Genomic DNA, 24,951 nt, shown 5'->3' with positions numbered 1-24,951 from the left:
GTGGTCCTTGGCGGTGAAGCGTCCGTGGCCGGTGCGGGGATGCTGGTGCTCGGAGAAGGTCGTCATGACCCCCATGTGGGCGGCTCGGCTGCCGCTGGTGGCGCCCGGACATGGAGCCGCCCCGCTGCTCGCAGGGGGCGGCGGGGCGGTGAGCGCTCAGCGGGTGACGAGGCGGTCAGGCGGCGGTGACGGCCTCGTAGGCGCGGTCGGAGTGCTCCAGCTTGTCGGCTTGCTCGCGGGTGGCGACGTAGACGGTCTCGTTGCCCAGCAGACGCAGCTGCACGGGAACGGTCCGGGTGGTGGATGGTCTGGTCAGCACCTGCAGGAACTTCGGGTCGAGGGACAGAGCCTCGGCGGCGGCCTCGATGCGCTTGGTGGATACGGCCATGTTCTTGTTCCTCCTCTCAGAGGTTCGTGCGCCCATTATCGCTTGCCCTCATCGTGGCCGTCCACGTCCGGGGCGTCCTGGTGATCCACGTCGTCCTCCCTGATGGCGCGGATGGCCTCGGTGTCGGCGACGACCGAGTCGATGATGTCCGAGCGCAGGGTCTCCTTGACCTCTTCGACGAAAGAGGGCAGCTGCTCCCCGCGGGCCTCGGCGCTCTCCTCCAGGTCGTTGATCGCCTGGCTGGCGACACGTCTCTGCTGCTCATTTGCCGAGGTGGCCTTGTCGGCCGCCCACCGGGCCTGCTCGAGCTGCTGGGCGGACCGCTCGACGAGGTATCGGCGGTAGCTGACGACGGCGACCACGGCGGCGGTCACCCAGCTCATCACCTGCAGCCGGTCAAGGCTGCCGTCGAACCAGGCCCAGAAGGCGTCCAACCCGGTGCGCGCCCAGGGCACTCCGGCGGCGTAGAACACCGAGGCGATCACGACCAGCGCGAGGACGGCGACGGTCACCCACCCGGCAGGCTTGGGACCCCGCAGGCGGGTGGTCGCTGACGGACGGTCGGTCATGGGGCGTCCTCCGTGGTCAGGTCCGGGTCATCGTCGAACGTACCGGCGGGCCCGGACGCCGCTCGTCGCGTCCTGCACGGCGGTGCTCCACGCCCCATGCGTGCGGACGGTGCGCGGAGCTATACAGGGCGGCGCCCTCCACACCGAGATGGACTTGATCTAAACTTGATTTATGGCTGAGAGTCCCCTGGTTCCGCAACCCGACGCCCTGTCCTTCCGGCAGCAGTCCACCCATCACGAGGCGGTGCGCGCCGACTGGCAGGCCATCGTGCACGCGCTGAACACCAACCTCGGCAACGGGCTTCTCGCGCTGATCGCCGGGGTCCGACCGGAGACGGTCAGCCGTTGGGCGTCAGGGCAGAACAAGGACCCCCGGCCGGCGATGGAGCGCCGCGTGCGCGAGGCGTACACGATCTACACGGATCTGGTCCGCGTGGACTCCCCGCACACCGTGCGGGCCTGGTTCATGGGGTCCAATCCGCTGCTGGGCGACGACTCCCCGGCCGAGGCCCTGGCCGCCGACCGGTTCAAGGCCGTGCTGGCCGCCGCCCGCGCGTTCCGCGACGAGTGAGCACCCGCCGGCGGCTGGACCGCAACAACGTGATGGTGTGTGAGCCCGACACCGAACTGTGGCGGGTCGGCCGCTCCACCGGTCCGATGTACTTCTCCAGGATCGCCTCGGAGAACGCCGAGGACGACCGGGCAGGCAACCGCTTCGACGTCCTCGGCGGCGGCGTCCTGTACGCCGCCGCCGAGCCCGTGGGGGCCTACACCGAGACGCTGCAGGGATTCCGGCCCAGCACCGCCACGCGCGCCGCAGCCCAGGAGCACCAGCCGGGCCTGATGCTCGCCGGCGACGTCCCCCGGGACTGGCGCGAGAAACGGTCCCTGGCACAGTTTCTGGTCCAGAGCGCCACTCCCTTCGTGGACGTGGAGTCCCCGCAGACCCACCGGGCCCTGGAGCACCACCTGGCGAGCGAACTGGCCGGGCTGGGGGTCGCCAACCTCGACATCTCCGCGGTGCGCTCCGAGCGGCGGCTCCTCACCCGGCTGATCGCCACCTGGGTCTACCGCGCGGCGGACCCGAACACGGACTACGCGATGTACTGCGGCATCCGCTACGTGTCGAAGATCGGCAACCAAGAGTGCTGGGCGGTCTTCGAGGGCACCGAGCTCTCCCTGCTCGGCGCCACGCCCATCGACGGGAACGACCGAGCCTATCGGCAGGCCGGTGGCCAGCTGGGGCTGCGCCTCCACTGACACATCCGGGATCCGCCCACGGATGAGGGGCCAGACAGGCCCGGGAGTCCCGTGCCACCATGCGAGGACTGGGACGCCGAGGCCGGAGGGATCTGATGGAGGAGCAGAACCGCAAGATCCTGAAGTGGTGCCTGTCCCTCATGGCCTTCTTTGGGGCGCTCATGGTGCTGTCACAGGCGCTCCTGTGGCCCCCGGAGGGCGGCTTGGAGATCGTTACTGCTGTGCTCGTGGCGGCATCGGCCGCTTTCATCGTGGTCTTGAACGTCCGCTACGTCCGCGCCGGCCTGTGGCGGCGGGACACGGAGCAGAAATGACCGTGCAGTTGAACAGGACGCAGAAGACCGGCGTGGTGCTGTCGATCCTCGCCATCGTGTTCTCCGTGACGGGCCTGGTGGGCCACGTCGTGATCAAAGGCTCCCTCGAAATCGTCAGCCTGGTCCTGTCCGGCAGCACGGTGATTCTCGCCGCGATGATGTTGACCCACTTGGTCCGGCAGGGTTGGCGGGCGGCCCAGGGACATGAACCGGGGCAGGACGGGCGGTCGTGAGCGGGGAGCGGGAGTGGCCTGAGCGGGCGTGGTGGTCCGTCGTGCTGGTCGACATGCTGAGCATCTTCGTGATCGTCGTCGTCTGGCTGACCTGTGGGTGGGGCGTGGCCGCCTTCATCGGTGTGGTGGCCACGGCCTTGGGGCTCTGGTGGCAGGTCGGCCCGTTCTGGACCCGGGATCAGCGAGAGCGGATCCGTCGACAGGCCCGGCAGCGCATCGACCGGCAACAGGGGTAGCCGTGTCGCGGACGAAGCGGTGGAGTCTGGCCTTCCTGGGGATCATGTTCGCGGGCTGTGTGACGCTCGGCTTGATGGGCCAGTGGAGCGCGTGGATCACCGCCGTCGCCTTCGCGTCCTTGATCGCCTCCGTCCTCAACAGGGATCGCCGGGCCCGAGGGCGCCAGGACGGTCAGCCGTGACACGGGTCCGGGTCCTCGGGTACGCGGCGTGGATCGCGTTCTTCACCATCAGCGTCCACGTCGGGATACAGCTCGGTGAGACCGTGCTCGTCTGGGTTCTCGTCGGGCTGTTCGTGGTGTGGGCGGTCTCGTCATGGGTCGTGGAGAGGCAGGCGGCCGCTCGTCGCCGAGCCGACCGCGGGGAGCGCCGGTGAAGTGGAAGCCGCGGGGTCCGGCGTGATGTCTGTGTCGCGCGAACATCAAGGTGCGTCACGAACTCCAGCTCTCACCGACGCGGCAAAAGGCAGCCGTAAAGTCACCACATAATTGACGTAATTATTCGTATGAACGAAGATTAGTGGCATGGAACTGACCATCGCCGACGCGGCCGCCCGGCTCGGCGTCTCAACCCGCGAAGCCCAGCGGCTGGCCCAGGAGGGCCAGCTCCAGGTCATACGCCGGGTGGGTCGATCCCTGCTCGTCGACGACTCCTCGGTGGCTCAGCGGATCCACACTGCTCAGACCCGAGGCCGCCGGTGGAGCCCCGCCACCTTTTGGGCAGCGGTCGAGCTTCTCGAGCACGGGCACACCGACCGGCTCACCGGCAGCGCCCGCTCCCGCCTCAAGCGTCGACTGGCCTCGATCACGGCCGAGGACTTCGCACGCCTGGCCGCCGGCCGGGCCCGGACGCGGCGGATGACCCGGACCAGGCGTCGGCCGGCCGACCTGGAGGCGGCCCTGGTCGTCTCCGGCCGTTCGGCGCTGAAGGACCAGGGCACCGCAGCCCGCTTCGGGCTGGCCGCGGGCGGGACCGAGGACGTGGAGGGCTACCTGCGCCGAGCGGACCTCCAGGCGGTGATGTCCCGCTTCGGGCTGTTCGACGACGCCGACGGCGAAGTGTTCCTGCACGTGGGCGACGAAGACGCGGTGGCATCCGACATCACCGTGGCCCTGGACCTCATCGAGAGGGGCACCACCCGGGAGCGCTCGGCCGGCCTGGCCGTGCTGCGGGAGGCGCTGGGCCGGTGAGTGAGCCGGGCGGCCCTCGCCCGCGTCCCACCTGGGAGCTGGCCGAGCCGCCTGGCGGGTTCGCCCCGCCGTGGCCGCTGGCACTGGAGCTGGCCGAAGCCATGCCGCCGGGCTCTTGGACGCTGGTGGGCGGGCTCATGGTGCAACTGCACGCCTTGCACGCCGGCATTGACCCGCCGCGGGCGACCGTCGATGTGGACATCGTATGGCACATCGAGACCCACATGTCCTGGGTCAAGACTGCTCAGGTGCTGCAGGGCAGCGGATATCGGCTGCGGGAGCCCAACGACCGTAAGGGCGTGGCCCACCGCTACGTGCGCGGCGACGACATGGTGGACGTGCTGATCGCCGATCACGTCGCCCCGCGGGCCCTCCGCGAGCGCGCCGCGGGGCAGAATCTGATGCGGATCCCCGGGGCCACCAGCGCCCTGCGCAAGACGGTGAACTGCCGTATCACCCGGGAGGACGGATCGGTGTCCGTCATCAGCGTGCCGGATGTGCTGGGGGCGCTGACGCTCAAGGGCGGGGCCTATGTGGAGGACTCACGCGAGGCCGGCCGGCACCTGGACGACGCCGTGGTGCTGCTGCGCACCATCGAGGACCCCGACGAGCTGGTCGAGGACGTGAACGCCTGGACCCGCAACGATCCCCGCAGGATCCGAGCCCTGGCCAGGAGCCTGCCGGAGGACCACGAGGCCTGGGCTCAGATCCCCGACCGGAGGGAAAGGCGGCGAGCCCTAGTGGCCCTGGGCATCCTGGCCGAGGCCCGCCCCGGCGCCCACCCGTCCTGAGAGGGCACCAAGGCCAGGACGGACTTCGCCCTGGCGCTGGACCTACTGCAGCCGCGGATCGGCTGCCGCGAGCGCGACGGCCGTGCCGTGGCGGTTCCCGTCGCGGTGGCCGTAGCCGAGGTAGGAGAGCTGGATCTGGTAGTCGGCGTACTCGTCGCCGCACCAGGTGGGCCACCAGGTGCGCTTCTTCATCTCTTTCGGGTGCGCGGAGCGGGCGGTGACGGCCACTCATTCGACGGGGGCGAGGATGGGGACGACGGCGGCGGCGAGGTCGGAGGGGTCGGCGCCGAACCGGGTGGCGCGCACCGGGGAACCGTTGACGGCGCGCAGGTGTCCGAGCACTCCGGCCTCGCCGATCGTCGCCGGCAGGACGGCCGGGGAGACGCGCGCTCCGACGGCCTGGGCGATCTGCAGCTCGGCCCGGGAGGTGGCCGCCTCGGGGGTGATGGGCACGTAGTCGGCCACCGTCGTGGCGGTGGCGGTGACCAGCAGCGTGAACGGCCCCGAAGCGGTGGCGGCCGCGGGCGGCCTCTCCGCGCTCCAGCCCGACGGGAGGTGTCCGCGGTGTCACCGCTGCTGGTGGTCACCAGCACGGGGGCGGGCCACGGCCTGGGGTCCGGTGCGCCTGCACGCTGCTGGTCGCCACGATGTGGAAGCGAAGACTCTGCGAGTTCGGTCACCGGGGGTGGGCGTTCCGATGGCGCGGGACGGTCACCAGGATGGTCGACGGGACGGCCGATGGCCGGAGCACCAGTACGAGGAACGGCTGTCGGTTCGAGCACGCAGTGCGCCCTCTCCTCAGCCCAGCGGCTGGTGCTTCCAGGCTAAGCCTGCCGGTGCGGGAGCATCTGTCGGCGCGAGACTAAGACGACACCACGACCGTCGCCGACGTCCGGTCTGGGCCCCAGCAGAGCCTGAAGAACCACCTCGCCACCCGCCCGGGTGCACCGGACCAGCCCGCCCTGCAGGCCCGGATCGACACGTTCATCGCCTACTACAACACCGTCCGGCCCCACCGCGCCCTGGACCGGGCCACCCCCGCCAGCGCCTACCGTGCCCTGCCCAAGGCCACCCCCACCGGGTGGCGGATCCGCACTGACCGCGTCGACAAGACCGGCCGCGTCACCGTGCGCCTGCACTCGAGACTGCACCACATCGGCATCGGGCGGACCTACGCCCGAACCCCCGTGAAGATGTTCCTCCACGGCTCCCACGTGCTGATCATCGACCCGGCCCCCGGCCACATCCTCCGGGACTACATCCTCGACCCCACCCAGGACTACCAGCCCCGCTCCCTCGACCAGGACCAGCACCCGGACACGAAAAAACACCCCGGACCTTAGGTCCGGGGTGTTTCCGATGTCCTGAGACATCACACTGTGCGCGAGGGGGGACTTGAACCCCCACCCTCTAATACGAGGACTAGCACCTCAAGCTAGCGCGTCTGCCTATTCCGCCACCCGCGCGAGTGGATCCAGGAGGAACACGAGGCCGTTTCCGGCGGTCCGCCCTGAACGCAACAGGAAACAAGTTACCACATGACCGCCGCCAGTTCACGTCGGCGGTCGTCCGCGGACGGCGGCCCGGCGGTCGGGCGTCCGCGACCGCGAGGTGCGGGCAGAAAGTCCGGAAGACGGGAAGCCGACGGCTACCGCCGGGAGCCGTCATGGGGTTAGATGAACCTGAGCGTTGCCTGGATCATGTGTCTGACCTGGGAAAATGCTCTCCCGAGCACCGCATTGCGCGCACCGGAGCACGTCCCGTCCAGCCGGTGCGGCGGCGGCTCGGGATGGCCCGGGGACCCCCCTCACCTGTGCCGGCGGTGGTCGCCGTCGCCTCGTCCCCCGTCCCGCCCGGACCGCCCGCCGTCGCCCATGAGGCATGCGACGACCTCCACAGCGAACCGTCCGAGCCCGGGCCCGCCGCGACGGCTTCCGGTCCGACGACACGGGGCCCGGCCGTCTCGGCCGGGCCCCTCACGTCGCGTGCACGCCGGTGCTCACAGGACCGAGCGGTAGACCTCCACGGTCCGCTCGGCAATGGCTTCCCACGCGAAGTGCTCCTCGGCGCGCCGACGACCGGCGGCGCCCATCTCCCGGGCCCGGGCCGGGTCGGTCACGACGTCGGTGAGGGCCGCGGCGAAGTCCGCGACGAACTTCTCCGGGTCCAGCGGAGTACCGGTGCCGTCCTGGACCTGCTCCAGGGGCACGAGCCGACCGGTCTCGCCCTCGACCACGACCTCGGGGATCCCTCCGGTGGCGGAGGCGACCACGGCGGTGCCGCAGGCCATGGCCTCGAGGTTGACGATGCCCAGGGGCTCGTAGACGGAGGGGCACGCGAAGGCCGTGGCGCCGGAGAGGATCTGCACGATCTCGTGGCGCGGCAGCATCTTCTCGATGAGCACGACCCCGGACCGGGTGGCCTTCAGCTCCTCGATGAGCGCGTTGACCTCGGCGCCCAGCTCGGGGGTGTCGGCGGCACCGGCGCACAGCACCAGCTGGACGTCCTCGGGCAGCCGGGCGGCGGCGCGGAGCAGGAACGGCACGCCCTTCTGACGTGTCACCCGTCCCACGAAGGCCACGGAGGGCTTGGCGGGGTCGATCCCGTAGGACTCGAGGACGTCGGTGTTCTCGTCCGGAACCCACTGACTGACGTCGATGCCGTTGTGCACCGTGCGCACGCGCTCCGGGTCGACCTCCGGGTAGGAGCGCAGGATGTCCTGCCGCATGCCGTCCGAGACCGCGATGATCGCGGCGGCGGCCTCGTAGGCCGTCCTCTCCACGAACGAGGACACGGCGTAGCCGCCGCCGAGCTGCTCGGCCTTCCACGGCCGCAGCGGCTCGAGCGAGTGCGCGGAGAGCACGTGCGGGATGCCGTGCATGAGGGAGCCGAGGTGACCGGCCATGTTGGCGTACCACGTGTGGGAGTGCACCAGGTCCGCGCCGGCCATGTCGCCGACCATGGCGAGGTCCACCCCGAGGGTCTGGATCGCGGCGTTGGCACCGGCGAGGTCGGCCGGCACCGGGTACGCCGTGACCTCCACCCCGTTGACGCGCGGTTCCCGCGGCGCTCCGAAGCACCGCACTCTCAGGTCGACCAGAGGGGCCAGCACCCTCGAGAGCTCGGACACGTGGACTCCGGCGCCGCCGTAGATCTCGGGCGGGAACTCCTTGGACAAGATATCGACTCGCACGGTTCCGAGCGTACTGCAGGAGTGGCACCGCGCCAGGGGGGAATCGCCTGCGAAGCGCCACGGACGGTCACGAGAAGGACACAACGGGATTCGCGTGCCGGAGGTCACGACCGTCGGCGGCGGTTAAGACACAATGAAGGCGCCTGTCGAGCGGTCCCGCACCGTGAGGCGGGGCCGACGCGCCCGTTGCCGAAGTGTTGAGAGAGGTTCCCATGCCCCACCGTAAGAAGGTTCTCGCGATCGTCCTGGCCGGGGGGGAGGGCAAACGCCTCATGCCGTTGACGGAGGACCGCGCCAAGCCCGCGGTGCCCTTCGGCGGCGGCTACCGGCTGATCGACTTCGCCCTCTCCAACATCGTCAACTCGGGATATCTGCAGGTCGTGGTGCTGACCCAGTACAAGTCCCACTCCCTGGACCAGCACGTCTCCCAGACCTGGCGGCTGTCCACCCAGCTGGGCAACTACGTGGCGACTGTCCCCGCCCAGCAGCGCCGCGGCAAGGATTGGTTCCTGGGCTCCGCCAACGCCATCTACCAGTCGATGAACCTCATCGACGACACCAAGCCGGACATCGTCGTCGTGGTGGGCGCCGACCACGTCTATCGCATGGACTTCTCCCAGATGGTCGACTTCCACTGCGAGTCGGGCGCGCGCGCCACGGTCGCCGGCGTACGGCAGCCCATGGAGATGGTGACGTCCTTCGGCGTGATCGAGACCGACCCCGGTGACGTCACCAGGATCACCCGTTTCGTGGAGAAGCCCGAGTCGACCGCTCCCCTGCCGGACGACCCCAACGCCTTCCTGGCCTCGATGGGCAACTACGTCTTCGACACCGAGGCCCTCGTGGAGGCCCTCCGGGCCGACGAGGTCAAGGAGGGCACGAAGCACGACATGGGCGGGGACATCATGCCGTGGTTCGCCGACCGCGGCGAGGCCGCCGTCTACGACTTCACGCACAACGACGTCCCCGGTTCCACCGAGCGGGACCGGCAGTACTGGCGCGACGTCGGCACCCTGGACTCGTACTACGACTCCCACATGGACCTGATCCGCCCCCTGCCGGTGTTCAACCTCTACAACTACCACTGGCCGCTCTACACGCACGAGATCCAGGCCCCGCCGGCCAAGCTCGTGCGGGGCCCGCACGGCGAGGGCGGCATCGCCACCGACTCGCTCCTGTCGCGGGGGGTACTGGTGACGGGCGGACGTGTGTCCGAGTCCGTGCTCTCGCCCAAGGTGCTCGTCAACAACGACGCCACCGTGGACCAGTCCATCCTCCTGCCCAACGTCCTGGTGGGCGAGGGCGCGGTGGTCTCGAAGTGCATCCTCGACAAGAACGTGGTCGTGCCCCCGGGCGTGCGCGTGGGTGTGGACCGGGCCGAGGACGAGGCGCGCGGTCTCACGGTGACCCCCTCCGGGCTGACGGTGGCCCCGAAGAACTTCCGCTTCGAGGACTGAGGATCCCGCTGTCCCCGGCCACGGGAGAGCGGCGCCGAGCACCCTGACGGGAAGTTCGGTGCCGCTCTCGTGCCCGGACCGGGTCCCGCGCCCGATGACTGCCGGCATGACGCCCGAGGCGGGCAGGCAGGGTCGGCGCCGCTCACATTTCCGGGGACATGGTCGGCACCACCGGTGTAGTAGAGGGGACAGAGTTCAGGTCCGGAATCCGGGCCCCTGGCGGTGCGACACGCGTCACCGCAGGTGGGAGGCACCTCGCGCTCGTCCCCCGCACGGTGAGGAGACCTCGCCGCGCCCCTCTTGAGCGTACATGCATAAGCATGGATTCTCCGTACGGTGGGAACCGATCCACACATCGCTTCTCACCCTCCGGAGATGATCGTGAACACATCCATCCGGCGAGCTCTGCTCCTCGCTCCCATGGCCTCTGCCCTGACCGTCTGTGGATTCACCGGCGCTCTCGCCGCCGATCTCAACCCGACCGCAGCACCACCCGCGGTGCATCTCGCCGTCATTCCTGACGTCCCTCAGTCGACATCAGCGACGGAACCCGACCCCGGACGCGGCAACGGCACCCAGGGCAACGGCACCCAGGGCAACGGCGGCCACGGCAGCGACGGCACCATCCCCGGCAACGGCACCCAGGGCAACGGCACCCAGGGCAACGGCGGCAACGGCAGCGACGGCAACGGCAGCGACGGCACCATCCCCGGCAACGGCACCCAGGGCAACGGCACCCAGGGCAACGGCGGCAACGGCAGCGACGGCACCATCCCCGGCAACGGCACCCAGGGCAACGGCACCCAGGGCAACGGCACCCAGGGCAACGGCGGCAACGGCAGCGACGGCACCATCCCCGGCAACGGCCACGACGGCAACGGCACCCAGGGCAACGGCGGCCACGGCAGCGACGGCACCATCGCTCCAGAGCACACGGACGAGAGCAGGGGCGACGTCCTGCCGCCTCCGCCCCCGTTGGCGGAGCCGATCCCCGACGATCCGACGCCCCAGCACCGTCCGGAGCCGGAATCGATGGCGCCTGTCGCCCCTGCCCCCGAACCCCAGGCTCCCCGGCAGACCGACGTCGAGAGCCGGTCGGCCGCGCCCGTCCGGAAGGCGGTGCCGGACACGACGCGCGCGGTGAGCCCGGAGCTTCCGGCTGCGACCCTTGGTGCGGTGCTGAGCGATCCCACGGTCCCAGCGGCCGCTGCGGCGGCGCCCACGACTCCGATCGCCCGTGCGGAGGCCCACACGACGACGGTGCGCGTTGCGGACGTGCCGACTGCGACCGTGGCCGTCGCAGGAACCCGGGTGACCGCCTGGGAGGCGCCCGTGAGCGGAGCGGCACAGCCGGACTCCCTGGCGTACACGGGCGTTCGCGGTGAGGCCCTGGGCGTGGGCGGGCTCGGCGCCGTCCTCCTCGCGCTGGCCTCGGTCCTGCGTCTCCGGCGCGTCTGAGGCTGCCGAGCCGTGCGCGCAGCTCCCGGGACGCCCGCCCTGCGGCACCCGGCCCGACGCGTCCGAACCCGTGGCAGGGCCGCGGTGCGCCCAACACGCCCCGGGGCCTTGAGCCTGGTGACGGCCCTCGGCCTGGCACTGCTGCTGGCGCCGCTGTGGCACCTGTGGTGGTCCGACGTCGTCGCGGGGCGGGCCCAGGAGCAGGCGGTGGCCCGGATGACCGACCTGCTGGAGGAGTCGGGCTCCGCCGAGCGGCCGGTCGTGACCGGCGCGGGCGCAGGTCCACCTCCGGTGGCGTCCCGCCCGGCGTACGGGGAGCTGATCGGCATCGTCTACGTGCCGCGCTTCGGGCGGGACTACGCCCGCCCCGTCGCGGAGGGAACGGACCCGGACGTGCTGGACACCCTGGGACTCGGGCACTATCCCTCCACGGCGATGCCGGGAGAGCTCGGGAACTTCGCGGTCGCCGGTCACCGGCAGTCCAACGGGAAGGCGCTGGACCTGGTCCACACCCTGCGGCCGGGGGACCGCATCCACGTGCGCACGGCCGAGGCGTACTACACCTATTCCTACCGCGGCAGCGAGATCGTGAGACCGGAGGAGACACGCGTGCTCGCGCCTGCCCCCACGGATCCGGCCTCCGCCCCCACCGAACGGCTCCTGACGCTGACCACGTGCCATCCGCGCTACGGGGCCAGCGAGCGGTTCGTCGCCCGTGCCGTGCTGACGTCCTGGCGTCCCTCGTCGGCGGGCGCACCGGCCGAGATCGCCGGGGCGGTCACGGCGGCCGGCCGCGCCTGAGGGCCGCCGTCCGCTCCTGCGGCCGGCCGCGCGAACGTCTCCCTCGGTCAGGCCGTCTGAGTGATGTCGACCTGGACCAGCAGACCGGACGTGCCGCCGCCCCCGGTGACCATGCCCTTGAGCGGGGTGACGTCCGTGTAGTCGCGGCCGCGGGCCACGGTCACGTGGAAGTCCGTCAGCCGCGTGTGGTTGGTGGGGTCGTAGGCGTACCAGCGGTCGTTCCACCACTCCACCCAGGCGTGGGACTCCCCCGCCACCGTGGTGCCGACCGGCGCGTCGAGGTCGGGGTGGAGGTAGCCGGAGACGTAGCGGGCGGGGATGCCCACGTGCCGGAGCATCCCGATGGCCACGTGCCCGAGATCCTGGCACACGCCCTTGGCCTCGCGCCAGGCGGCCTCGGCGTCGGTGTGCACGCCGGTGACCCCGGGCACGTACTGCATGTGCTCGGCGATCGCCCGGAAGATCGCGGCGGCCGCCTCGGAGGGGTCCGCGGAGGCGGCCCGGATCTCGTCCGCGACCTTCTCCAGCTGCGGGCCGATCCGCGTGAGCGGGGTCTGCTGCACGAAGTCCGAGACGGGGTCCTGGACCCGCGGGTCGCCGAGGCGCTCCCAGCTCAGCCCGTCCGCGGCCTCGTCCCCTGCGCGCCGGTGCACCTCGACCGTGGCCGAGGAGCGGACCTCGAGGTGGCGGTGCCTGCCCTGGATGTCGAAGGCGGCGACCCGGCTGCCCCAGTAGTCCCGGTAGTTGCTGACCGTGGCGATGCCGGGGCTCAGCGTGAGCTCCGCGTCGAGCACGATCTGCTCGTCGTCGGAGATGGGCGTCATCCGGGCCTCGTTGTAGGACTTGGAGACGCTGTCGTTGTAGTCGTAGCGGGTGATGTGGTCGATCTTGAGCCGGGTCACAGCATGCCTCCGAACCATGACGCCTCGAGGGCGTGCGAGAAGTACTTCGCGCCCACGGCCTCGGACGCCTTCGCGCACGCCGCCTGGACGTTGTTGAGGTGCTCGGGGAGCACCGAGATGAGGTCCTCCGCGTGGTGGAACTCCAGCGCGGTGCGCGCCTCGCCGATGATCCGACGGGCGTCGTCCTTGAACCCCACGCGCTGGATACCGGGCTCCAGGTCCACGAGGATGCCCTCCGCGGTGGTGAGTGCGTGCAGGATGGAGCGCGGGAAGAGCCGGTCCAGGAGCAGGAACTGCGTCGCGGACTCGTCGCTGAACGTGCCGTAGCGGGTGCGCAGGAACGCCTCGTAGCCGCCCGCGCAGTGCAGGATCGACACCCAGGACATCCCCGTCGTGGACGTGGTCGTGGACCGCGTCCACAGCAGCCGGGAGGTCATGTCCGCCCGCTCGATCGCCGCGCCCAGGGACAGGAACATCCAGGACTCGTCGTGGGACATCGTCATCTGGATCTGCCCGCGGACCGTGGCCATCCGCTCGATCGCCCAGTGGCAGGCCCGGAACGTCCCGACGACGTCACGCCGGTGCTGGCCCAGCCCGTAGTACGTGGAGTTCAGCGACTCCCACACGGCCGAGGAAACGGTCTCCCGGGCGCGGCGGGCGTTCTCCCGCGCCGCGTGCAGGGACCCCGAGATCGAGGTGAGACAGGCCTTGTTCCACGCCAGCTCGTGGATCAGGGACCGGACGCTGTGCTCGCCGTCGGCCGGCTCCACCCCCATCACGGCCATGATCCGGCGGACCTCGGCCTCCTGCTCCTCGACGGGCATCTGGGCGATCCGCTCCAGGTGGACGTCGAGGATGCGGGCGACGCCGTCGGCGCGCTCGACGTAGCGGCCGATCCAGAACAGGGACTCGGCAATACGGCTCAGCATGGGGTGCCCTCTCCGGTGCGGGTCCGTCGGTCGGCGGGGCCGGGCCCCGGGGTGGTGCGGTCCTCGGACCGCCGCTGCTGTTGCTGCTGCTGTTGCTGGTCGCTGTCCCCCTCGTCCTGCCAGGACGCCGCGACGGGCCACGTGTGCACCGAGTCGTCGACGTCCGGGTGCGGGGCCTGACCGGGGTCGAGGTCCTGGGTCTGCGGCCGGCCGAGCACCCACGTGTCCTTCGAGCCCCCGCCCTGGGAGGAGTTCACGATGAGGGAGCCCTTCTGCATGGCCACGCGGGTCAGCCCGCCCGGCAGGACGTAGACCTCGTCTCCGCTGTTGACGGCGAAGGGCCGCAGGTCCACGTGCCGGGGGCCGAAGCCGCCCTCGGCGAAGGTCGGGACGGTGGACAGCTGCAGGACCGGCTGGGCGATCCATCCGCGGGGGTCGGCCAGGACCTTCGCGCGCAGCTGCTCGAGCTCCGCCTCGGTGGCCTGCGGGCCGATGACCAGACCCTTTCCGCCGGAGCCGTCCACCGGCTTGACCACGAGCTCGTCCAGGTGGTCCAGGACGTAGGCCCGGGCCTCGGCCTCCTCCAGCCGGTAGGTGTCCACGTTGGCCAGCACCGGCTCCTCGTCGAGGTAGTAGCGGATGAGGTCGGGGACGTAGGAGTAGGTGAGCTTGTCGTCGGCCACGCCGTTGCCGATGGCGTTGGCGATCGTGACGTTGCCGGCGCGGGCGGCGTTGACGAGCCCCGAGCAGCCCAGGACGGAGTCCGAGCGGAAGTGCAGGGGGTCCACGAACTCGTCGTCGATCCGCTTGTAGATCACGTCCACCCGCTGCTCGCCGTCGGTGGTGCGCATGTACACCTTGTCGCCGCGGACCACCAGGTCACGGCCCTCCACGAGCTCCACGCCCATGAGACCCGCCAGGAGGGTGTGCTCGAAGTAGGCGGAGTTGAACACGCCGGGGGTGAGGACCACGACGGTGGGGTCCTCGGCCGCCTCGGGGGCCGTCGCTCGCAGGGCCTTGTAGAGGTGCCGGGGGTAGGCCTCCACGGCGCGGATCGGCTGGGACATGAACGCCTCCGGCAGTCCCTTGGCCATGGCCCGCCGGTTCTCGATCACGTAGGAGACCCCGGAGGGCACGCGCACGTTGTCCTCGAGGACGCGGAAGACGCCCTCCTGGTCCCGGACGACGTCGATGCCGGCCACGTGGATGCGGACGCCGCCGGCCGGCTTGAAGCCCCACACGGACCGGTGGAAGTGCGCCGAGGACGTGATGAGCGACTTCGGGACGATCCCGTCGGCCACCACGCGCTGCTCGCCGTACACGTCGTCGAGGAAGCGCTCGAGCGCCTGGACCCGCTGCACGACGCCCCGCTCGATCACGTTCCACTCGGCGGCGGTGATCACCCGCGGGACGATGTCGAGCGGGAACGGCCGCTCCTCCCCCGCGAAGTCGAAGGTCACGCCCCGGTCCAGGAAGGACCGGGCCATGGAGTCCGCCCGAGTGTTGACGTCGCTCAGGGAGAGCTCGTCCAGGACCCCGCCGATCCGTGCGTAGCCGGGGCGGGTGCGCTGGTCGGGCGTGAACATCTCGTCGTAGGCCGCCGCCCCGGCCATGTCGGCCGCATAGTTGTCGAACAGATCGGACATCTCGGTCGATCACACGCCTTCCGGGGTCGGGACGGTGGTTGCGGACAGCTCGGGCGGGCCGTGCACCGGGTCGGTGACCCGCACGCGAGGCTGTCCCCGATTGTGTCACGCGGCGCGGCCGGGCCCGGGCCGGACGTGCCCCTACGATGGGATCGCGTGTCCGGACGCCCCGGACGCGACACCGTGCCCCGGACCGGGCCCCGGTGACCCCGAGCGGAGAGGACACGATGGACGCGCCGGAGCCCCAGGACCGTGTCACGGTGGTCGTGGCCACCCGCGACCGGCGTGAGGAGCTCCTCGCCCACCTGGACCGGCACGAGGGACCCGTGGTCGTCGTGGACAACGCCTCCTCGGACGGCACCGTCGAGGCCGTGCGGGCCGCCCACCCCGGCGTGCAGGTCGTGGCGCTGCCCCGCAACGTGGGGGCCGTCGCCCGGACCGTGGGCGCACGGCTGGCCCGCACCCCCTACGTCGCCTTCGCCGACGACGACTCCTGGTGGGCCCCCGGCGCGCTCGCCCGCGCGGCCGCGGTCCTCGACGCCCACCCGCGGCTGGGCCTGCTGGCCGGGTCGATCGCCGTGGGACCCGAGGAGCGCCCCGATCCCCTCAACGCCGTCCTGGCCGCCTCCCCGCTCGGCATCCCGCCGGGGTGCCCGGGGCCGGCCCTGCTGGGCTTCGTGGGGTGCGGCGCGATCGTGCGCCGCTCGGCGTTCCTCGAGACGGGGGGCTTCGACGACGTCGTGCGCTTCCCAGGCGAGGAGGAGCGTGTCGCCCTGGACCTGTTCGACGCCGGGTGGCGGCTGTCCTACGTGCCGGAGATCCGCGCCCACCACCATCCCTCCACGCACCGCGAGCCCGGCGACCGCCGTCAGGCGGAGCTCGTCCGCAGCCGCCTGCTGACCGCGCTCATGCGCCGGCCCTGGCGGGTCGTGGCCCGCGAGGCACTGGGCGCCCTGCGCGGCGGCCCGCGCGGACGGCGGGGCCTGCTCGGTGCCCTGCCGCGGGTGCCGGCGGCCCTGCGGGCCCGCCACCCGGTCTCCCCCACCACCGAGGCCGCGCTCGCCGTCCTGCACGGCGCCGCGCCCCCGTCCGCACGGCGGCAGCGCCGCCACGACCCCTCCGCACGGCGGCGGCGCCGCCACGACCCCGAGGAGACGACCCCGTGAGCGAGACCCCGACGCCGCCCACCGGCCCGGACGAACGCCCCGACGGGCGGCCCGACGTGCGCCCGGACGAGCGGGTGGCGGTCGTGATGATCACCTACAACCGCCGCGAGGAGGCCCTGCTGGCCCTGTCCCGGCTGCGGGAGCTGCCAGAGCGGCCGCACGTCGTCGTGGTCGACAACGGCTCCGGGGACGGCACCGCGGAGGCCGTCCGGCGGGAGCACCCCTGGGCGGAGCTCGTGGCGAGCCCGGTGAACCTGGGCGCGGTGGGCCGCAACCTGGCCATGGAGCGCCTGGACGTCCCGTACGTCGCGTTCTGCGACGACGACACGTGGTGGGAGCCCGGGTCCCTGCGGCGCGCGGCCGACGCCCTCGACGCCCATCCGCGCCTGGGCGTGGTGACCGGACGGATCCTGGTGGAGCCCGGCGCGCGGGAGGACAGCATCAACGCGGAGCTGCTGCACTCCCCCGTGCAGGGCCCGGCGTGGCTGCCCGGCCCGGCGCTGGGCAGCTTCCTGGCCGGGGCCTCCGTGGTCCGGCGGACGGCGTTCCAGGCGGTGGGCGGGTTCAGCGAGCGGCTGTGGCTGGGCGGCGAGGAGGAGCTGCTGGCGGCGGACCTCGCGACCGCCGGCTGGGAGCTCGTGCACCTGCCCGACGTGGTGGTCCACCACCAGGCCTCGACCGTGCGGGACCCCCACCTGCGGCGGCGGCACGGGCTGCGCAACACGCTGTGGTTCACCTGGCTGCGCCGGCCGCTGCCGGCGGCCCTGCGCCGGACCCGGGACGTCCTCGCGGGCGCGCCCCGGGACCGGGTGACGGCGCTGGCCGTGCTGGACGCCGTGCGAGGCCTCCCGTGGGTGGTGCGCGAGCGGCGGCCGCTGCCGGAGCGCGTGGAGCGGCGGTTCCGCGCGCTCGAGGAGTCCCAGCGCACCAGCGCCGCCCGCCGCTACGTCAGCTGACGTCGCGGGCGCGGGCCCGGGCTCACCCGTGCGAGGCCGCCGCGCCCACGACCGGCACGCCGGCCTGCTCGCGGAACCACTCGACCGTGTGCGCCAGTCCCTCGGCCCACGACACCTCGGGGGCCCAGTCGAGGAGCTCGGTGGCGAGGGTGGTGTCGGGCCGGCGCACCTTCGGGTCGTCGACCGGGCGGTCGACGAACTCGATCTCCGAGGCGGAGCCGGTGGCGGCGAGCACGTCCCGGGCGATCCGGAGCACGGACAGCTCGTGCGGGTTGCCGATGTTCACGGGACCGGCGTGCCCCCTCCCTGCCAGGGCCAGGATGCCGCGCACGAGGTCGGAGACGTAGCAGACCGAGCGGGTCTGGCTGCCGTCGCCCGCCACGGTGAGGGGCTCCCCGGCCAGGGCCTGCCGGATGAACGTCGGGATCGCCCGGCCGTCGAAGGGCCGCATCCGCGGGCCGAAGGTGTTGAAGATCCGCACGATCCCGGTGTCGACCCCGTGCTCGGCGCGGTAGGCCACGGTGAGGGCCTCGGCGAAGCGCTTGGCCTCGTCGTAGACGCCGCGGGGGCCGACCGGGTTGACGTGGCCCCAGTAGCTCTCCGGCTGCGGGTGGACCTGCGGGTCGCCGTAGACCTCCGAGGTCGAGGCCAGCACGAAGCGGGCGCCCTTGTCCTTGGCGAGCCCGAGCGCGTGGTGGGTGCCGATCGAGCCGACCTTCAGCGTGTGGATGGGCAGCTTGAGGTAGTCGATCGGCGAGGCCGGGGAGGCGAAGTGCAGCACGAGGTCCACGTCGCCGGGCACGTGCACGTAGTCGGTGACGTCGCACTGGACGAGCCGGAACCCGGGGTCGCCCACGAGGTGCTCGATGTTGGCCGCGGAGCCCGTGAGGAAGTTGTCGAGGCACACGACCTCGACCTCGCGGCGCCGCAGCTCGGTGCACAGGTGGCTGCCCAGGAAGCCGGCGCCGCCGGTCACGACGGCGCGGCGGATCGGGCGGGCCGCGCCCGGGGTGGTGGTTCCGTTCGGCGTGGGGTTCACGGGGCTCCTCCGGTTCGTGGGTGGTCGGGGGGACGCGGACGGCGACGGGCGGTCGTCACCCGTCGTGGCGCGGCCTGCCGGTGCGTGCCGGCCGTCACGGGTCCGGGCGTCCCGGGTCCGGGCGTCCCGGATCCGGACGGGCGGCCAGCTGGTGCCGGGCGGCGGCGAGGACCTCGTCCACGGTGACGGCGGCCAGACGCCGGTCGAGCTCGGCCGCGTGGGGGTCGCCCCACGCCCCGGCGGCGGGGTCGCCGTGCCACAGGACGGTGTGCAGGCCGGTGTCCACGGCCGGGCCCCACCAAGCGGGCGGCGTCGGGCCGAAGAGCACGACGGAGCGCACGGCGAGGGCGGTGGCCAGGTGCGCGACGCCGGTGTCCGCGCTGAGCACGGCGGCGGCGGAGCCCACGGCCCCGGCCAGGCCGGGCAGGTCCAGGGTGCCGCAGCGGTTCTCGGCGCCGGGCACCCCGTCCACCACCGCCGCGGCGAGACCCGCCTCGGCCGCCGACCCGGTGACCACGACGCGGTGCCCGTCCGCGGCGAGGGCCGCCGCGACCCGGCGCCAGCGCCCGGCCGGCCACCGGCGGGAGGCGGAGGCCGCACCGGGGTGGATCAGCACGGGGGCGCCCACCGGGGCGGGCCGGTGGGGGCGCAGGCGCAGGTCCTCGGGGCCGCACGGACCGCCGGCCTCGCCCACGAGCCGGCACCAGCGGTGGACCTCGTGCTCCTCGCGCCGCCAGCGGGGGCCGTCGTGGCCGGGCGCGGCGAACGCCACGAGCCGCTCCGGCCGCGAGGCCCGCAGCACGTCGTGGCTGGCGGGCCCGCGCCCGTGCAGGTTCACGGCCACGTGGCCGCCCGCCAGCGGGGGCAGCGGGTCGAGCCCCGCGTGGGGCAGCACGCCGTCCACGACGCCGAGGTCCGTCAGCCACGTGCCGGGCGCCGACGGGGCGGCGAGAACGAGCCGGTGGCCGGGCAGCATGCGGCGCACGCCGCGCAGCGGAGCCACCCCGGTGAGGGCGTCGCCGAGCCCGAGGGCGCGCAGCACGAGCACGTCCCCGGGGCCGAGGTCCGCCGGGTCCACGGTCCGGGTCCCGGACGCGGTGGCCGGCTCAGCGCTCACGGCCGGCCCGCTGCAGGATCGCGGTCGTGGACCGCCCCGAGAGGTAGGGCAGCACGGTGACCCGCCCGCCCCAGCCCTGCACGTCCGCGGCCTCGGGCAGCTGCTCGGGCGTGTAGTCCCCGCCCTTGACCCACACGTCCGGGCGCAGCAGCCTCAGGGCCGCCCGGGGGTCGTCCTCGTCGAAGACGAGCACCGCGTCGACGCTGCGCAGCGCGCCCAGGACGCGGGCGCGGTCGGCCTCCCCGACCACGGGCCGCCCCGGCCCCTTGAGCCGGCGGACGGAGTCGTCCGAGTTGAGCAGCACCACGAGGGCGTCCCCCAGCCGCCGGGCGGCGTCGAGGGAGGCGATGTGCCCCGCGTGCAGGACGTCGAAGCACCCGCCCGTGGCCACGACCGTCCCGCCCCGGCCGCGCACGTCGGCGAGCAGGTCCCGGACCTCGCGCGGCAGCCGCTCCGTCCCGGGGTGCGGGACGGGCCGGCGCGGGACGGCACGGCGCGCCCGGTAGGCCGCGGCCCCGCCCGCGGCGACCCACTGCCCGGCGGCCTCGACGGCCGCCTCGACCGCGGCCGTCACGTGCGCCCCGGCCGCGAGCCCGAGGACCGCGGCGGACGCGAAGCGGTCCCCGGCCCCGCACGGGTCGGTGTTCCGCACGGGTGCCGCCGGGACCAGCTCGGTGCCGACGGCCGTGGCGAGGTACGCACCCTCGTCCCCGGCGGTCACGGCCACGGCGCGGGCCGCCCAGCGCCCGCGCAGGGCGCCCGCGAGGTCGCGCGGGGTGCCGGGCGCCCCGAGCGCGGCCTCGGCCTCCGCGGCGTTGGGGGTCACGAGGGCGCACCCGGGCACGGGCTCCCCGCCGCGCGGGTGCGGGTCCCAGACCACCACGCCGTGGCGGGCGTGCTCCGCCAGGGCCGCCCGCACGGCCGGGTCACGGGTCACCCCTCCCCCGTAGTCGGAGACCAGGACGGCGTCGGCGCCGTCCAGGACCTCGGCCACACGGTCGGCCGTGACGCCGACCGGGGTGCCCGGCCCGCCCTCGTCCACGCGCACGAGCGTCTGCCCGGAGCTGCGGATCCGGGTCTTGGTGCGGGTCCCTCCCTCGTGGCCGAGCCGTTCCAGGGCGACCTCCCCGAGGGCGTCGGCCAGTTCGTGGCCGGCCGCGTCGGGGGCCACCGGCGCCAGGAGGGTCACGTGGGCGCGCGCCGGGACGGCGCCCACGGCCGGCGGCTCGCCGCACAGCAGCGCCGCCAGGCCGGCCCCGCCGGGGCTCGCGAGGACGGCGTCGACGTCCACGACGGGCACGGGGGCGTCCGGGCTGAGCCGGGTGGAGGTGCCGGTGACGTCCCGGTCCAGGAGGGCGTCCCCCACGACGACGACGCGGGGCCCGCTCACGCCGCCCCCGCCCGGACGGTCGCCCGGGCCGCCGGTGCGGCCGCCGCCTGCGCCGCTCCCGCGGGCGGGGTGGCGAGCCGGGAGTCCACGGCCGCGCACACGGCGTGCAGAAGCATGAGGTGGACCTCCTGGATCACGGAGGTGCTGGGTGCGGCGACGGTCAGCACCTCGTCGGCGAGCTCGGCCAAGGGGTTGGGGCCGGGGCCCGTGAGCGCCCAGACGTGGAGTCCGTGCTCCCGGGCGCGCTCGGCGGCGGCCAGGACGTTCGGGCTGCGCCCGCTCGTGGAGAGCAGGACGAGCACGTCGCCGGGGCGGCCGTGGGCCTGGACCTGGCGGGCGAAGACCTCCTCCGCGCCGTAGTCGTTGACGATCGCGGTCAGGCTGGAGGTCTCCGCGGACAGGCACACGGCCGACAGCGGTCGGCGTTCGGCCTCGAAGCGGCCGACGAGCTCGGCGGTGAAGTGCTGGGCCTCCGCGGCGCTGCCACCGTTTCCTGCGGCGAGCACCCGCCCGCCGCCGGTCAGGAGCCCGGCCAGCCGGGCGCCCCACCGGTCCACGACGTCGGCGTGGCCGGCCGCGTCCCGCGCGGCGACGGCGAGCTCGTCGAGGTGCGCGCCCAGCCACCGCTCGGTCTGCCCGAGCAGCGGCGGGTGCTCGCGACGGTGGCGCTCCACGACCCTGGCGTAGGAGTGCTCGGTCTGCTGGGCCACGCGGCGCCAGCCGAAGAGCCGTTCCACCCGCTCCCGCCCGGCCCGGCCCATGCGCGCCGCCAGCTCGGGGTCCTCGAGCAGCCGCCGCAGGGCGGCGGCGGTGCCGGCGACGTCGCGCGGAGGGACGTGCAGCCCGGTGACACCGTCCTCGATGCTGTCCAGCAGACCGCCCACCGCGCTGCCCACGACGGGGCGCGCGCAGGCCATGGCCTCGAGCGGCACCATGCCGAAGGGCTCGTACCAGGGGGTGCAGGCGACGACGTCGGCGCCGGCGAGCAGCGCGCCGGTGTCCTCGTGGTCGATCCGCCCGAGCAGCCGCACGCGGTCGGCGACGCCGAGTTCCCGCGCGAGGGCCCGCAGGCGCAGTGCCTCGGGGTCGCGGTCCAGCGCCGAGCGGTCCGGTCCACCGGCCACGACCAGCTCGGCCTCGGGCAGCTCGGCGAGGGCGCGCACGACGACGTCGACGCCCTTGCGCTCGACCAGCCGGCCGAGCGCGACGATCCGCGGCCGGTGGACCCCGGCGCGGGGCGGGGCGGGGGCGAAGGCGTCCAGGTCCACGCCGCAGGGCACCACGTCGATCCGATCGAGATCCCCGCCCAGGGCCAGCAGCTCGGCGCGCTCGTCCCGGCAGGTGGCCAGGACCAGGTCGGCCGCGGCCACGATCTCGTTCTCGGCCGCCAGCCGGCCGGGCGGGCTGGTGTCGGCCGCGCCCTGGTGGCGGCGCTTGACCGCACCGAGGGCGTGGAAGGTCTGCACCACCGGGACCTGCACCGCCTGGGCGGCCCTGCGGGCGGCGAGCCCGGACATCCAGAAGTGGGCGTGGACGAGGTCGGGCGCGCCCCTGCGGGCCCAGTCGCGCACGAGCCGGCGGCCGAACTCGTCCATGTAGGGGGCGAGGTCGTCCTTGGGCAGGGGGCTGGGCGGCCCGGCGGGCACGTGCACGACCCGCGCCCCGGCGGCCAGGGGCACCTCGTCGGGCAGCCGGGCGTCGTCGCGCCGGGTGTAGACGACCACCTCGTGGCCCAGGCCGGCGAGGTGCTCGGCGAGGGCCGCCACGTAGACGTTCTGTCCGCCGGCGTCGACCCCGCCGAGCGCGGCCAGCGGGCTCGCGTGCTCGGAGACCATTGCGATTCTCATGCTGTCACCTTCTCCAGGATGCGGTCCCAGTCCGCGTGGAAGCGGTCCAGTCCGTAGTGTGCCAGGGCGTGCTCCCGGGCGGCAGTGCCCGCCGCCGCCGCCGCGTCCGGGTCCTCCAGCCAGTGCCGGGCCTGCCCGGCCAGGGCGTGCAGGTCGTTCGAGAGCAGGCCCGCCTCCGGCGGCACCGCGCGCGGCGCCTCGGTGGTCGAGAGGCCGAGCACCGGCATCCCGATGGTCATGGCTTCGAGCAGTGCGAGCCCCAGGCTCGTCCACCGGTAGGGGTGGAGGTAGGCCCGGTGCTCGCCGAGGGCCGCGTGCAGCCGTCCCTGCGGGAAGTTCTCGTGCAGCCGCCCGGCCATGTGGGGCGCGGCCTGCGCGAGCCGGTCCATGCCCATGCCGTAGACGTCCACGGGCAGGTCCTCGGCCAGCGTCGTCAGCAGGTCGGTCCCGGCGATCCTGCCCCGCCGCACGGGCTCGTTGACGACGACCGCGAGGCTGGGCCTCGTGCCGGTGTACAGGGGGCCCGGGTCGAGGATCCCGTGCTCGACGACCTCGGTGGGTGCCGACCCGTTGTCCCACATGATCCGGTTGAAGTGCGTCACGTGCACCACGGGGATGTCGCCCCGGTCGGCCAGGGGGTGTCGCGTGGCCACGGCGGGCCCGCGCGGGGTGTCGTGCTCCACGTATACGGCGGGGACGTCGACGCCGGCGCGGCGGCCGGTCCAGCGCTCCAGCAGCTCGAGCTCGCAGGGCCGCTGCAGCAGCACGACGTCGACGTCGGCGCCGGCCAGCTCCTCGGGGGACAGCTCCCGGGCGGCCGCCGGCCAGTCCCAGGTCCGGGCGCGGCCCCGGCCGTCCGGGCCGCGGTCCTCGACCACGGGCAGCAGGTACTCGTGGGTCCCGTGCACGAAGGACGTGGTCCAGGACCCGTGGACGTGCCAGGTCAGGATGCGCACGCGCGGCCTCCTTCCGCTCCGGGGACGGCGACGGGCTCGCCGTGCCGCCCGCCGTGCCGCCCGTCGTGCCGCCCGGTGAGCCGTTCGACGGCGGCGACCACGTCGGAGGCCGGCACGGACGAGAGGCAGGGGTGCCCGGGCACCGGGCAGTCCCGGGCCCGGGTGCCCCGGCACGGCGCGTCCTGGTCCCCCAGCAGGGCGAGGGGCACTCCCCACGGGGCCCAGCGCTCCGCCGGGACCACGGGGGAGAAGAGGGAGACCACGGGGGTGCCCACCGCCGCGGCGAGGTGGGCCGGCCCCGTGTTTCCCACGACGACGCACCGCGCCGCGTCCAGCACCGCGGCCAGGCCGGGCAGGTCGGTGCGGCCCGCCAGGTCGAGGACGGGGACCCCCGGGACGGGCGGGCCGGAGGCGCCGTGGACGGCGGCGGCGAGCTCCCGCTCCCCCGGTCCGCCGGTGAGGACCACCGCGTGCCCGGCGGCCGTCAGGCCCGCCACGAGCGAGCCGGCGTGCACCGGGTCGAGTCCGCGCGAGGGCACGGACGCCCCGGGGTGGAGCACCACCCACCCGTCCGGCAGCGCGGCGACCTCGCCGGGCAGGCCCGGCAGCGGCCGGCGCACGGCCAGCCGCCGCCCGTCCTCGTCCGGTTCCGGGGCGCCCGCGGCGACCGCGAGCTCGACGGCGGCCTCGACCTCGTGCCCGCCGCCGGGCGGGTCCGCGCGGCGGTGCCGCACGTCGAGGAGGGAACCGGGATAGTCCTCGCTCGTGGCCACGACCCGCCCGATCCCGGCGAGCCGCGCCAGCAGCGCCATGGGCAGCGGGCTCTGGTGATAGGACGTGAACACCACGGCGAGGTCGTAGCCGCGCACGGCGAGCTCGTCGACGAGCCCGAGCGTCGCGGCCCGGTCCACGGGCGGCGGGCGGAACCCCGTCCACGGGGCCGCGTGCACGAGGACGTCGGCCACGTCCGGCAGCAGCCGGGCGGCGGCCGCCCCGGACGGGGACGCGAGCAGGTCGACGGGGTTCCCGGCCCGTGCGAGGGCGCGGACGGCGGGGCCCGTCAGCAGGACGTCCCCGTCCGAGTCGAGGCGGACGGCGAGGGTGCGGCCCACG

The 24,951-nt window shown here is 73.7% G+C and carries 29 protein-coding genes, 1 tRNA gene and 1 pseudogene; 16 read left to right on the top strand and 15 right to left on the bottom strand.

The window, feature by feature from the left end; all coding sequences use genetic code 11:
- Positions 1–175: 175 nt before the first annotated feature.
- The gene (locus ACH9EU_RS05695; protein WP_396412973.1) at positions 176–388 is read right to left on the bottom strand and encodes a hypothetical protein; all 213 of its coding nucleotides are present in this window, start codon (positions 386–388) and stop codon (positions 176–178) included.
- 35 nt (positions 389–423) lie between these two features.
- A complete protein-coding gene (locus ACH9EU_RS05690) occupies positions 424–957 on the bottom strand; it encodes a hypothetical protein (RefSeq protein WP_396412972.1) in 534 nt (177 codons plus the stop codon).
- Positions 958–1,129: 172 nt separating this feature from the next.
- Between ACH9EU_RS05690 and ACH9EU_RS05685 the strand changes: the two genes are divergently transcribed.
- The 9 genes from ACH9EU_RS05685 (at position 1,130) to ACH9EU_RS05645 (ending at position 4,981) form a co-directional block, all read left to right on the top strand.
- Positions 1,130–1,528 carry a hypothetical protein gene (locus tag ACH9EU_RS05685; RefSeq protein WP_396412971.1) on the top strand — a complete coding sequence of 133 codons (399 nt, stop codon included), beginning with the start codon at positions 1,130–1,132 and terminating at the stop codon, positions 1,526–1,528.
- Positions 1,525–2,217, top strand: a complete 693-nt coding sequence (locus tag ACH9EU_RS05680; protein WP_396412970.1) for an RES domain-containing protein — start codon at positions 1,525–1,527, stop codon at positions 2,215–2,217. Before ACH9EU_RS05685 ends, ACH9EU_RS05680 begins: the two co-directional genes overlap by 4 nt.
- Positions 2,218–2,312: 95 nt before the next feature.
- Positions 2,313–2,531, top strand: coding sequence for a hypothetical protein (locus ACH9EU_RS05675; protein ID WP_396412969.1), 219 nt, complete (start codon positions 2,313–2,315; stop codon positions 2,529–2,531).
- A complete protein-coding gene (locus tag ACH9EU_RS05670; protein WP_396412968.1) occupies positions 2,528–2,764 on the top strand; it encodes a hypothetical protein in 237 nt (78 codons plus the stop codon). Before ACH9EU_RS05675 ends, ACH9EU_RS05670 begins: the two co-directional genes overlap by 4 nt.
- Positions 2,761–3,000, top strand: a complete 240-nt coding sequence (locus ACH9EU_RS05665) for a hypothetical protein (RefSeq protein WP_396412967.1) — start codon at positions 2,761–2,763, stop codon at positions 2,998–3,000. Before ACH9EU_RS05670 ends, ACH9EU_RS05665 begins: the two co-directional genes overlap by 4 nt.
- A gap of 2 nt (positions 3,001–3,002) precedes the next feature.
- Positions 3,003–3,182, top strand: a complete 180-nt coding sequence (locus ACH9EU_RS05660; protein ID WP_396412966.1) for a hypothetical protein — start codon at positions 3,003–3,005, stop codon at positions 3,180–3,182.
- Positions 3,179–3,376: a hypothetical protein gene (locus ACH9EU_RS05655; RefSeq protein WP_396412965.1), complete on the top strand. Its 198-nt coding sequence runs from the start codon at positions 3,179–3,181 to the stop codon at positions 3,374–3,376. Before ACH9EU_RS05660 ends, ACH9EU_RS05655 begins: the two co-directional genes overlap by 4 nt.
- Positions 3,377–3,524: 148 nt before the next feature.
- The gene (locus ACH9EU_RS05650; RefSeq protein WP_396412964.1) at positions 3,525–4,190 is read left to right on the top strand and encodes a helix-turn-helix domain-containing protein; all 666 of its coding nucleotides are present in this window, start codon (positions 3,525–3,527) and stop codon (positions 4,188–4,190) included.
- Positions 4,187–4,981 carry a hypothetical protein gene (locus tag ACH9EU_RS05645; protein WP_396412963.1) on the top strand — a complete coding sequence of 265 codons (795 nt, stop codon included), beginning with the start codon at positions 4,187–4,189 and terminating at the stop codon, positions 4,979–4,981. Before ACH9EU_RS05650 ends, ACH9EU_RS05645 begins: the two co-directional genes overlap by 4 nt.
- A 42-nt stretch (positions 4,982–5,023) precedes the next feature.
- On the opposite strand, the gene ACH9EU_RS05640 is transcribed toward ACH9EU_RS05645, so the two are convergent.
- Together ACH9EU_RS05640 and ACH9EU_RS05635 are read right to left on the bottom strand one after the other, a co-directional pair.
- A complete protein-coding gene (locus ACH9EU_RS05640; protein ID WP_396412962.1) occupies positions 5,024–5,173 on the bottom strand; it encodes a hypothetical protein in 150 nt (49 codons plus the stop codon).
- Between the two features lie 36 nt (positions 5,174–5,209).
- The gene (locus ACH9EU_RS05635) at positions 5,210–5,446 is read right to left on the bottom strand and encodes a hypothetical protein (RefSeq protein ID WP_396412961.1); all 237 of its coding nucleotides are present in this window, start codon (positions 5,444–5,446) and stop codon (positions 5,210–5,212) included.
- 449 nt (positions 5,447–5,895) lie between these two features.
- Here ACH9EU_RS05635 and ACH9EU_RS05630 point away from each other — a divergent pair.
- Positions 5,896–6,009 (top strand): annotated as a pseudogene (locus tag ACH9EU_RS05630) (integrase core domain-containing protein); the annotation flags it as partial.
- Between the two features lie 99 nt (positions 6,010–6,108).
- The gene (locus tag ACH9EU_RS05625) at positions 6,109–6,324 is read left to right on the top strand and encodes a hypothetical protein (RefSeq protein WP_396412960.1); all 216 of its coding nucleotides are present in this window, start codon (positions 6,109–6,111) and stop codon (positions 6,322–6,324) included.
- A 37-nt stretch (positions 6,325–6,361) separates the two neighbouring features.
- Here the strand turns inward: ACH9EU_RS05625 and ACH9EU_RS05620 are convergent.
- Together ACH9EU_RS05620 and glgA are read right to left on the bottom strand one after the other, a co-directional pair.
- A tRNA-Leu gene (locus ACH9EU_RS05620) sits at positions 6,362–6,447 on the bottom strand.
- Positions 6,448–6,980: 533 nt separating this feature from the next.
- Entirely contained in the window at positions 6,981–8,174 is a 1,194-nt protein-coding gene (glgA, locus tag ACH9EU_RS05615; protein ID WP_396412959.1) for a glycogen synthase, read from the bottom strand.
- A gap of 212 nt (positions 8,175–8,386) precedes the next feature.
- On the opposite strand from glgA, the gene glgC reads away from it, so the two are divergent.
- The 3 genes from glgC (at position 8,387) to ACH9EU_RS05600 (ending at position 11,890) form a co-directional block, all read left to right on the top strand.
- Positions 8,387–9,631, top strand: coding sequence for a glucose-1-phosphate adenylyltransferase (glgC, locus tag ACH9EU_RS05610; RefSeq protein WP_396412958.1), 1,245 nt, complete (start codon positions 8,387–8,389; stop codon positions 9,629–9,631).
- Between the two features lie 375 nt (positions 9,632–10,006).
- A complete protein-coding gene (locus ACH9EU_RS05605) occupies positions 10,007–11,089 on the top strand; it encodes a hypothetical protein (RefSeq protein WP_396412957.1) in 1,083 nt (360 codons plus the stop codon).
- Positions 11,090–11,206: 117 nt separating this feature from the next.
- Positions 11,207–11,890 (top strand): class E sortase, encoded by a 684-nt coding sequence (locus ACH9EU_RS05600; protein WP_396413013.1) that lies wholly within the window; start codon positions 11,207–11,209, stop codon positions 11,888–11,890.
- A 47-nt stretch (positions 11,891–11,937) separates the two neighbouring features.
- Here the strand turns inward: ACH9EU_RS05600 and ACH9EU_RS05595 are convergent, their stop codons facing one another.
- From ACH9EU_RS05595 to ACH9EU_RS05585, 3 genes are read right to left on the bottom strand one after another with little or no spacing between them, the layout of a single operon-like run.
- Positions 11,938–12,792 carry a transglutaminase family protein gene (locus ACH9EU_RS05595; protein WP_396412956.1) on the bottom strand — a complete coding sequence of 285 codons (855 nt, stop codon included), beginning with the start codon at positions 12,790–12,792 and terminating at the stop codon, positions 11,938–11,940.
- Positions 12,789–13,721 carry an alpha-E domain-containing protein gene (locus tag ACH9EU_RS05590; RefSeq protein ID WP_396412955.1) on the bottom strand — a complete coding sequence of 311 codons (933 nt, stop codon included), beginning with the start codon at positions 13,719–13,721 and terminating at the stop codon, positions 12,789–12,791. Before ACH9EU_RS05590 ends, ACH9EU_RS05595 begins: the two co-directional genes overlap by 4 nt.
- The gene (locus tag ACH9EU_RS05585) at positions 13,715–15,367 is read right to left on the bottom strand and encodes a circularly permuted type 2 ATP-grasp protein (protein ID WP_396412954.1); all 1,653 of its coding nucleotides are present in this window, start codon (positions 15,365–15,367) and stop codon (positions 13,715–13,717) included. Before ACH9EU_RS05585 ends, ACH9EU_RS05590 begins: the two co-directional genes overlap by 7 nt.
- 227 nt (positions 15,368–15,594) lie before the next feature.
- Between ACH9EU_RS05585 and ACH9EU_RS05580 the strand changes: the two genes are divergently transcribed.
- A complete protein-coding gene (locus ACH9EU_RS05580; RefSeq protein WP_396412953.1) occupies positions 15,595–16,533 on the top strand; it encodes a glycosyltransferase in 939 nt (312 codons plus the stop codon).
- Complete coding sequence (locus ACH9EU_RS05575) at positions 16,530–17,489, top strand: glycosyltransferase (RefSeq protein ID WP_396412952.1); 960 nt, start codon at positions 16,530–16,532, stop codon at positions 17,487–17,489. Before ACH9EU_RS05580 ends, ACH9EU_RS05575 begins: the two co-directional genes overlap by 4 nt.
- A gap of 22 nt (positions 17,490–17,511) precedes the next feature.
- On the opposite strand, the gene ACH9EU_RS05570 is transcribed toward ACH9EU_RS05575, so the two are convergent.
- From ACH9EU_RS05570 to ACH9EU_RS05545, 6 genes are all read right to left on the bottom strand, one after another.
- A complete protein-coding gene (locus tag ACH9EU_RS05570; RefSeq protein WP_396412951.1) occupies positions 17,512–18,528 on the bottom strand; it encodes an NAD-dependent epimerase/dehydratase family protein in 1,017 nt (338 codons plus the stop codon).
- A gap of 94 nt (positions 18,529–18,622) precedes the next feature.
- Entirely contained in the window at positions 18,623–19,645 is a 1,023-nt protein-coding gene (locus ACH9EU_RS05565) for a glycosyltransferase family 9 protein (RefSeq protein WP_396412950.1), read from the bottom strand.
- Positions 19,635–21,035 (bottom strand): PfkB family carbohydrate kinase, encoded by a 1,401-nt coding sequence (locus ACH9EU_RS05560; protein WP_396412949.1) that lies wholly within the window; start codon positions 21,033–21,035, stop codon positions 19,635–19,637. Before ACH9EU_RS05560 ends, ACH9EU_RS05565 begins: the two co-directional genes overlap by 11 nt.
- Positions 21,032–22,882, bottom strand: a complete 1,851-nt coding sequence (locus tag ACH9EU_RS05555; RefSeq protein ID WP_396412948.1) for a glycosyltransferase — start codon at positions 22,880–22,882, stop codon at positions 21,032–21,034. The genes ACH9EU_RS05560 and ACH9EU_RS05555 overlap by 4 nt, the downstream gene beginning before the upstream one ends.
- Positions 22,879–23,838, bottom strand: coding sequence for a glycosyltransferase family protein (locus tag ACH9EU_RS05550; protein WP_396412947.1), 960 nt, complete (start codon positions 23,836–23,838; stop codon positions 22,879–22,881). The genes ACH9EU_RS05555 and ACH9EU_RS05550 overlap by 4 nt, the downstream gene beginning before the upstream one ends.
- Positions 23,826–24,950, bottom strand: coding sequence for a glycosyltransferase family 9 protein (locus tag ACH9EU_RS05545; RefSeq protein ID WP_396412946.1), 1,125 nt, complete (start codon positions 24,948–24,950; stop codon positions 23,826–23,828). The genes ACH9EU_RS05550 and ACH9EU_RS05545 overlap by 13 nt, the downstream gene beginning before the upstream one ends.
- Position 24,951 lies beyond the last annotated feature (1 nt).

Origin of the sequence: Kocuria rhizosphaerae (assembly GCF_044462265.1) — a bacterium.
GTDB classification, from domain to species: domain Bacteria; phylum Actinomycetota; class Actinomycetes; order Actinomycetales; family Micrococcaceae; genus Kocuria; species Kocuria rhizosphaerae.
This window is presented reverse-complemented; position numbering and strand designations above follow the sequence as displayed.

Coding starts and splice junctions, on each gene's coding strand:
- ACH9EU_RS05695 (WP_396412973.1), bottom strand. CDS start 388: ATGGCCGTATCCACCAAGCGCATCGAGGCCGCCGCCGAGGCTCTGTCC.
- ACH9EU_RS05690 (WP_396412972.1), bottom strand. CDS start 957: ATGACCGACCGTCCGTCAGCGACCACCCGCCTGCGGGGTCCCAAGCCT.
- ACH9EU_RS05685 (WP_396412971.1), top strand. CDS start 1,130: ATGGCTGAGAGTCCCCTGGTTCCGCAACCCGACGCCCTGTCCTTCCGG.
- ACH9EU_RS05675 (WP_396412969.1), top strand. CDS start 2,313: ATGGAGGAGCAGAACCGCAAGATCCTGAAGTGGTGCCTGTCCCTCATG.
- ACH9EU_RS05670 (WP_396412968.1), top strand. CDS start 2,528: ATGACCGTGCAGTTGAACAGGACGCAGAAGACCGGCGTGGTGCTGTCG.
- ACH9EU_RS05650 (WP_396412964.1), top strand. CDS start 3,525: ATGGAACTGACCATCGCCGACGCGGCCGCCCGGCTCGGCGTCTCAACC.
- ACH9EU_RS05640 (WP_396412962.1), bottom strand. CDS start 5,173: ATGAAGAAGCGCACCTGGTGGCCCACCTGGTGCGGCGACGAGTACGCC.
- glgC (WP_396412958.1), top strand. CDS start 8,387: ATGCCCCACCGTAAGAAGGTTCTCGCGATCGTCCTGGCCGGGGGGGAG.
- ACH9EU_RS05605 (WP_396412957.1), top strand. CDS start 10,007: ATGATCGTGAACACATCCATCCGGCGAGCTCTGCTCCTCGCTCCCATG.
- ACH9EU_RS05590 (WP_396412955.1), bottom strand. CDS start 13,721: ATGCTGAGCCGTATTGCCGAGTCCCTGTTCTGGATCGGCCGCTACGTC.
- ACH9EU_RS05585 (WP_396412954.1), bottom strand. CDS start 15,367: ATGTCCGATCTGTTCGACAACTATGCGGCCGACATGGCCGGGGCGGCG.
- ACH9EU_RS05580 (WP_396412953.1), top strand. CDS start 15,595: ATGGACGCGCCGGAGCCCCAGGACCGTGTCACGGTGGTCGTGGCCACC.
- ACH9EU_RS05555 (WP_396412948.1), bottom strand. CDS start 22,882: ATGAGAATCGCAATGGTCTCCGAGCACGCGAGCCCGCTGGCCGCGCTC.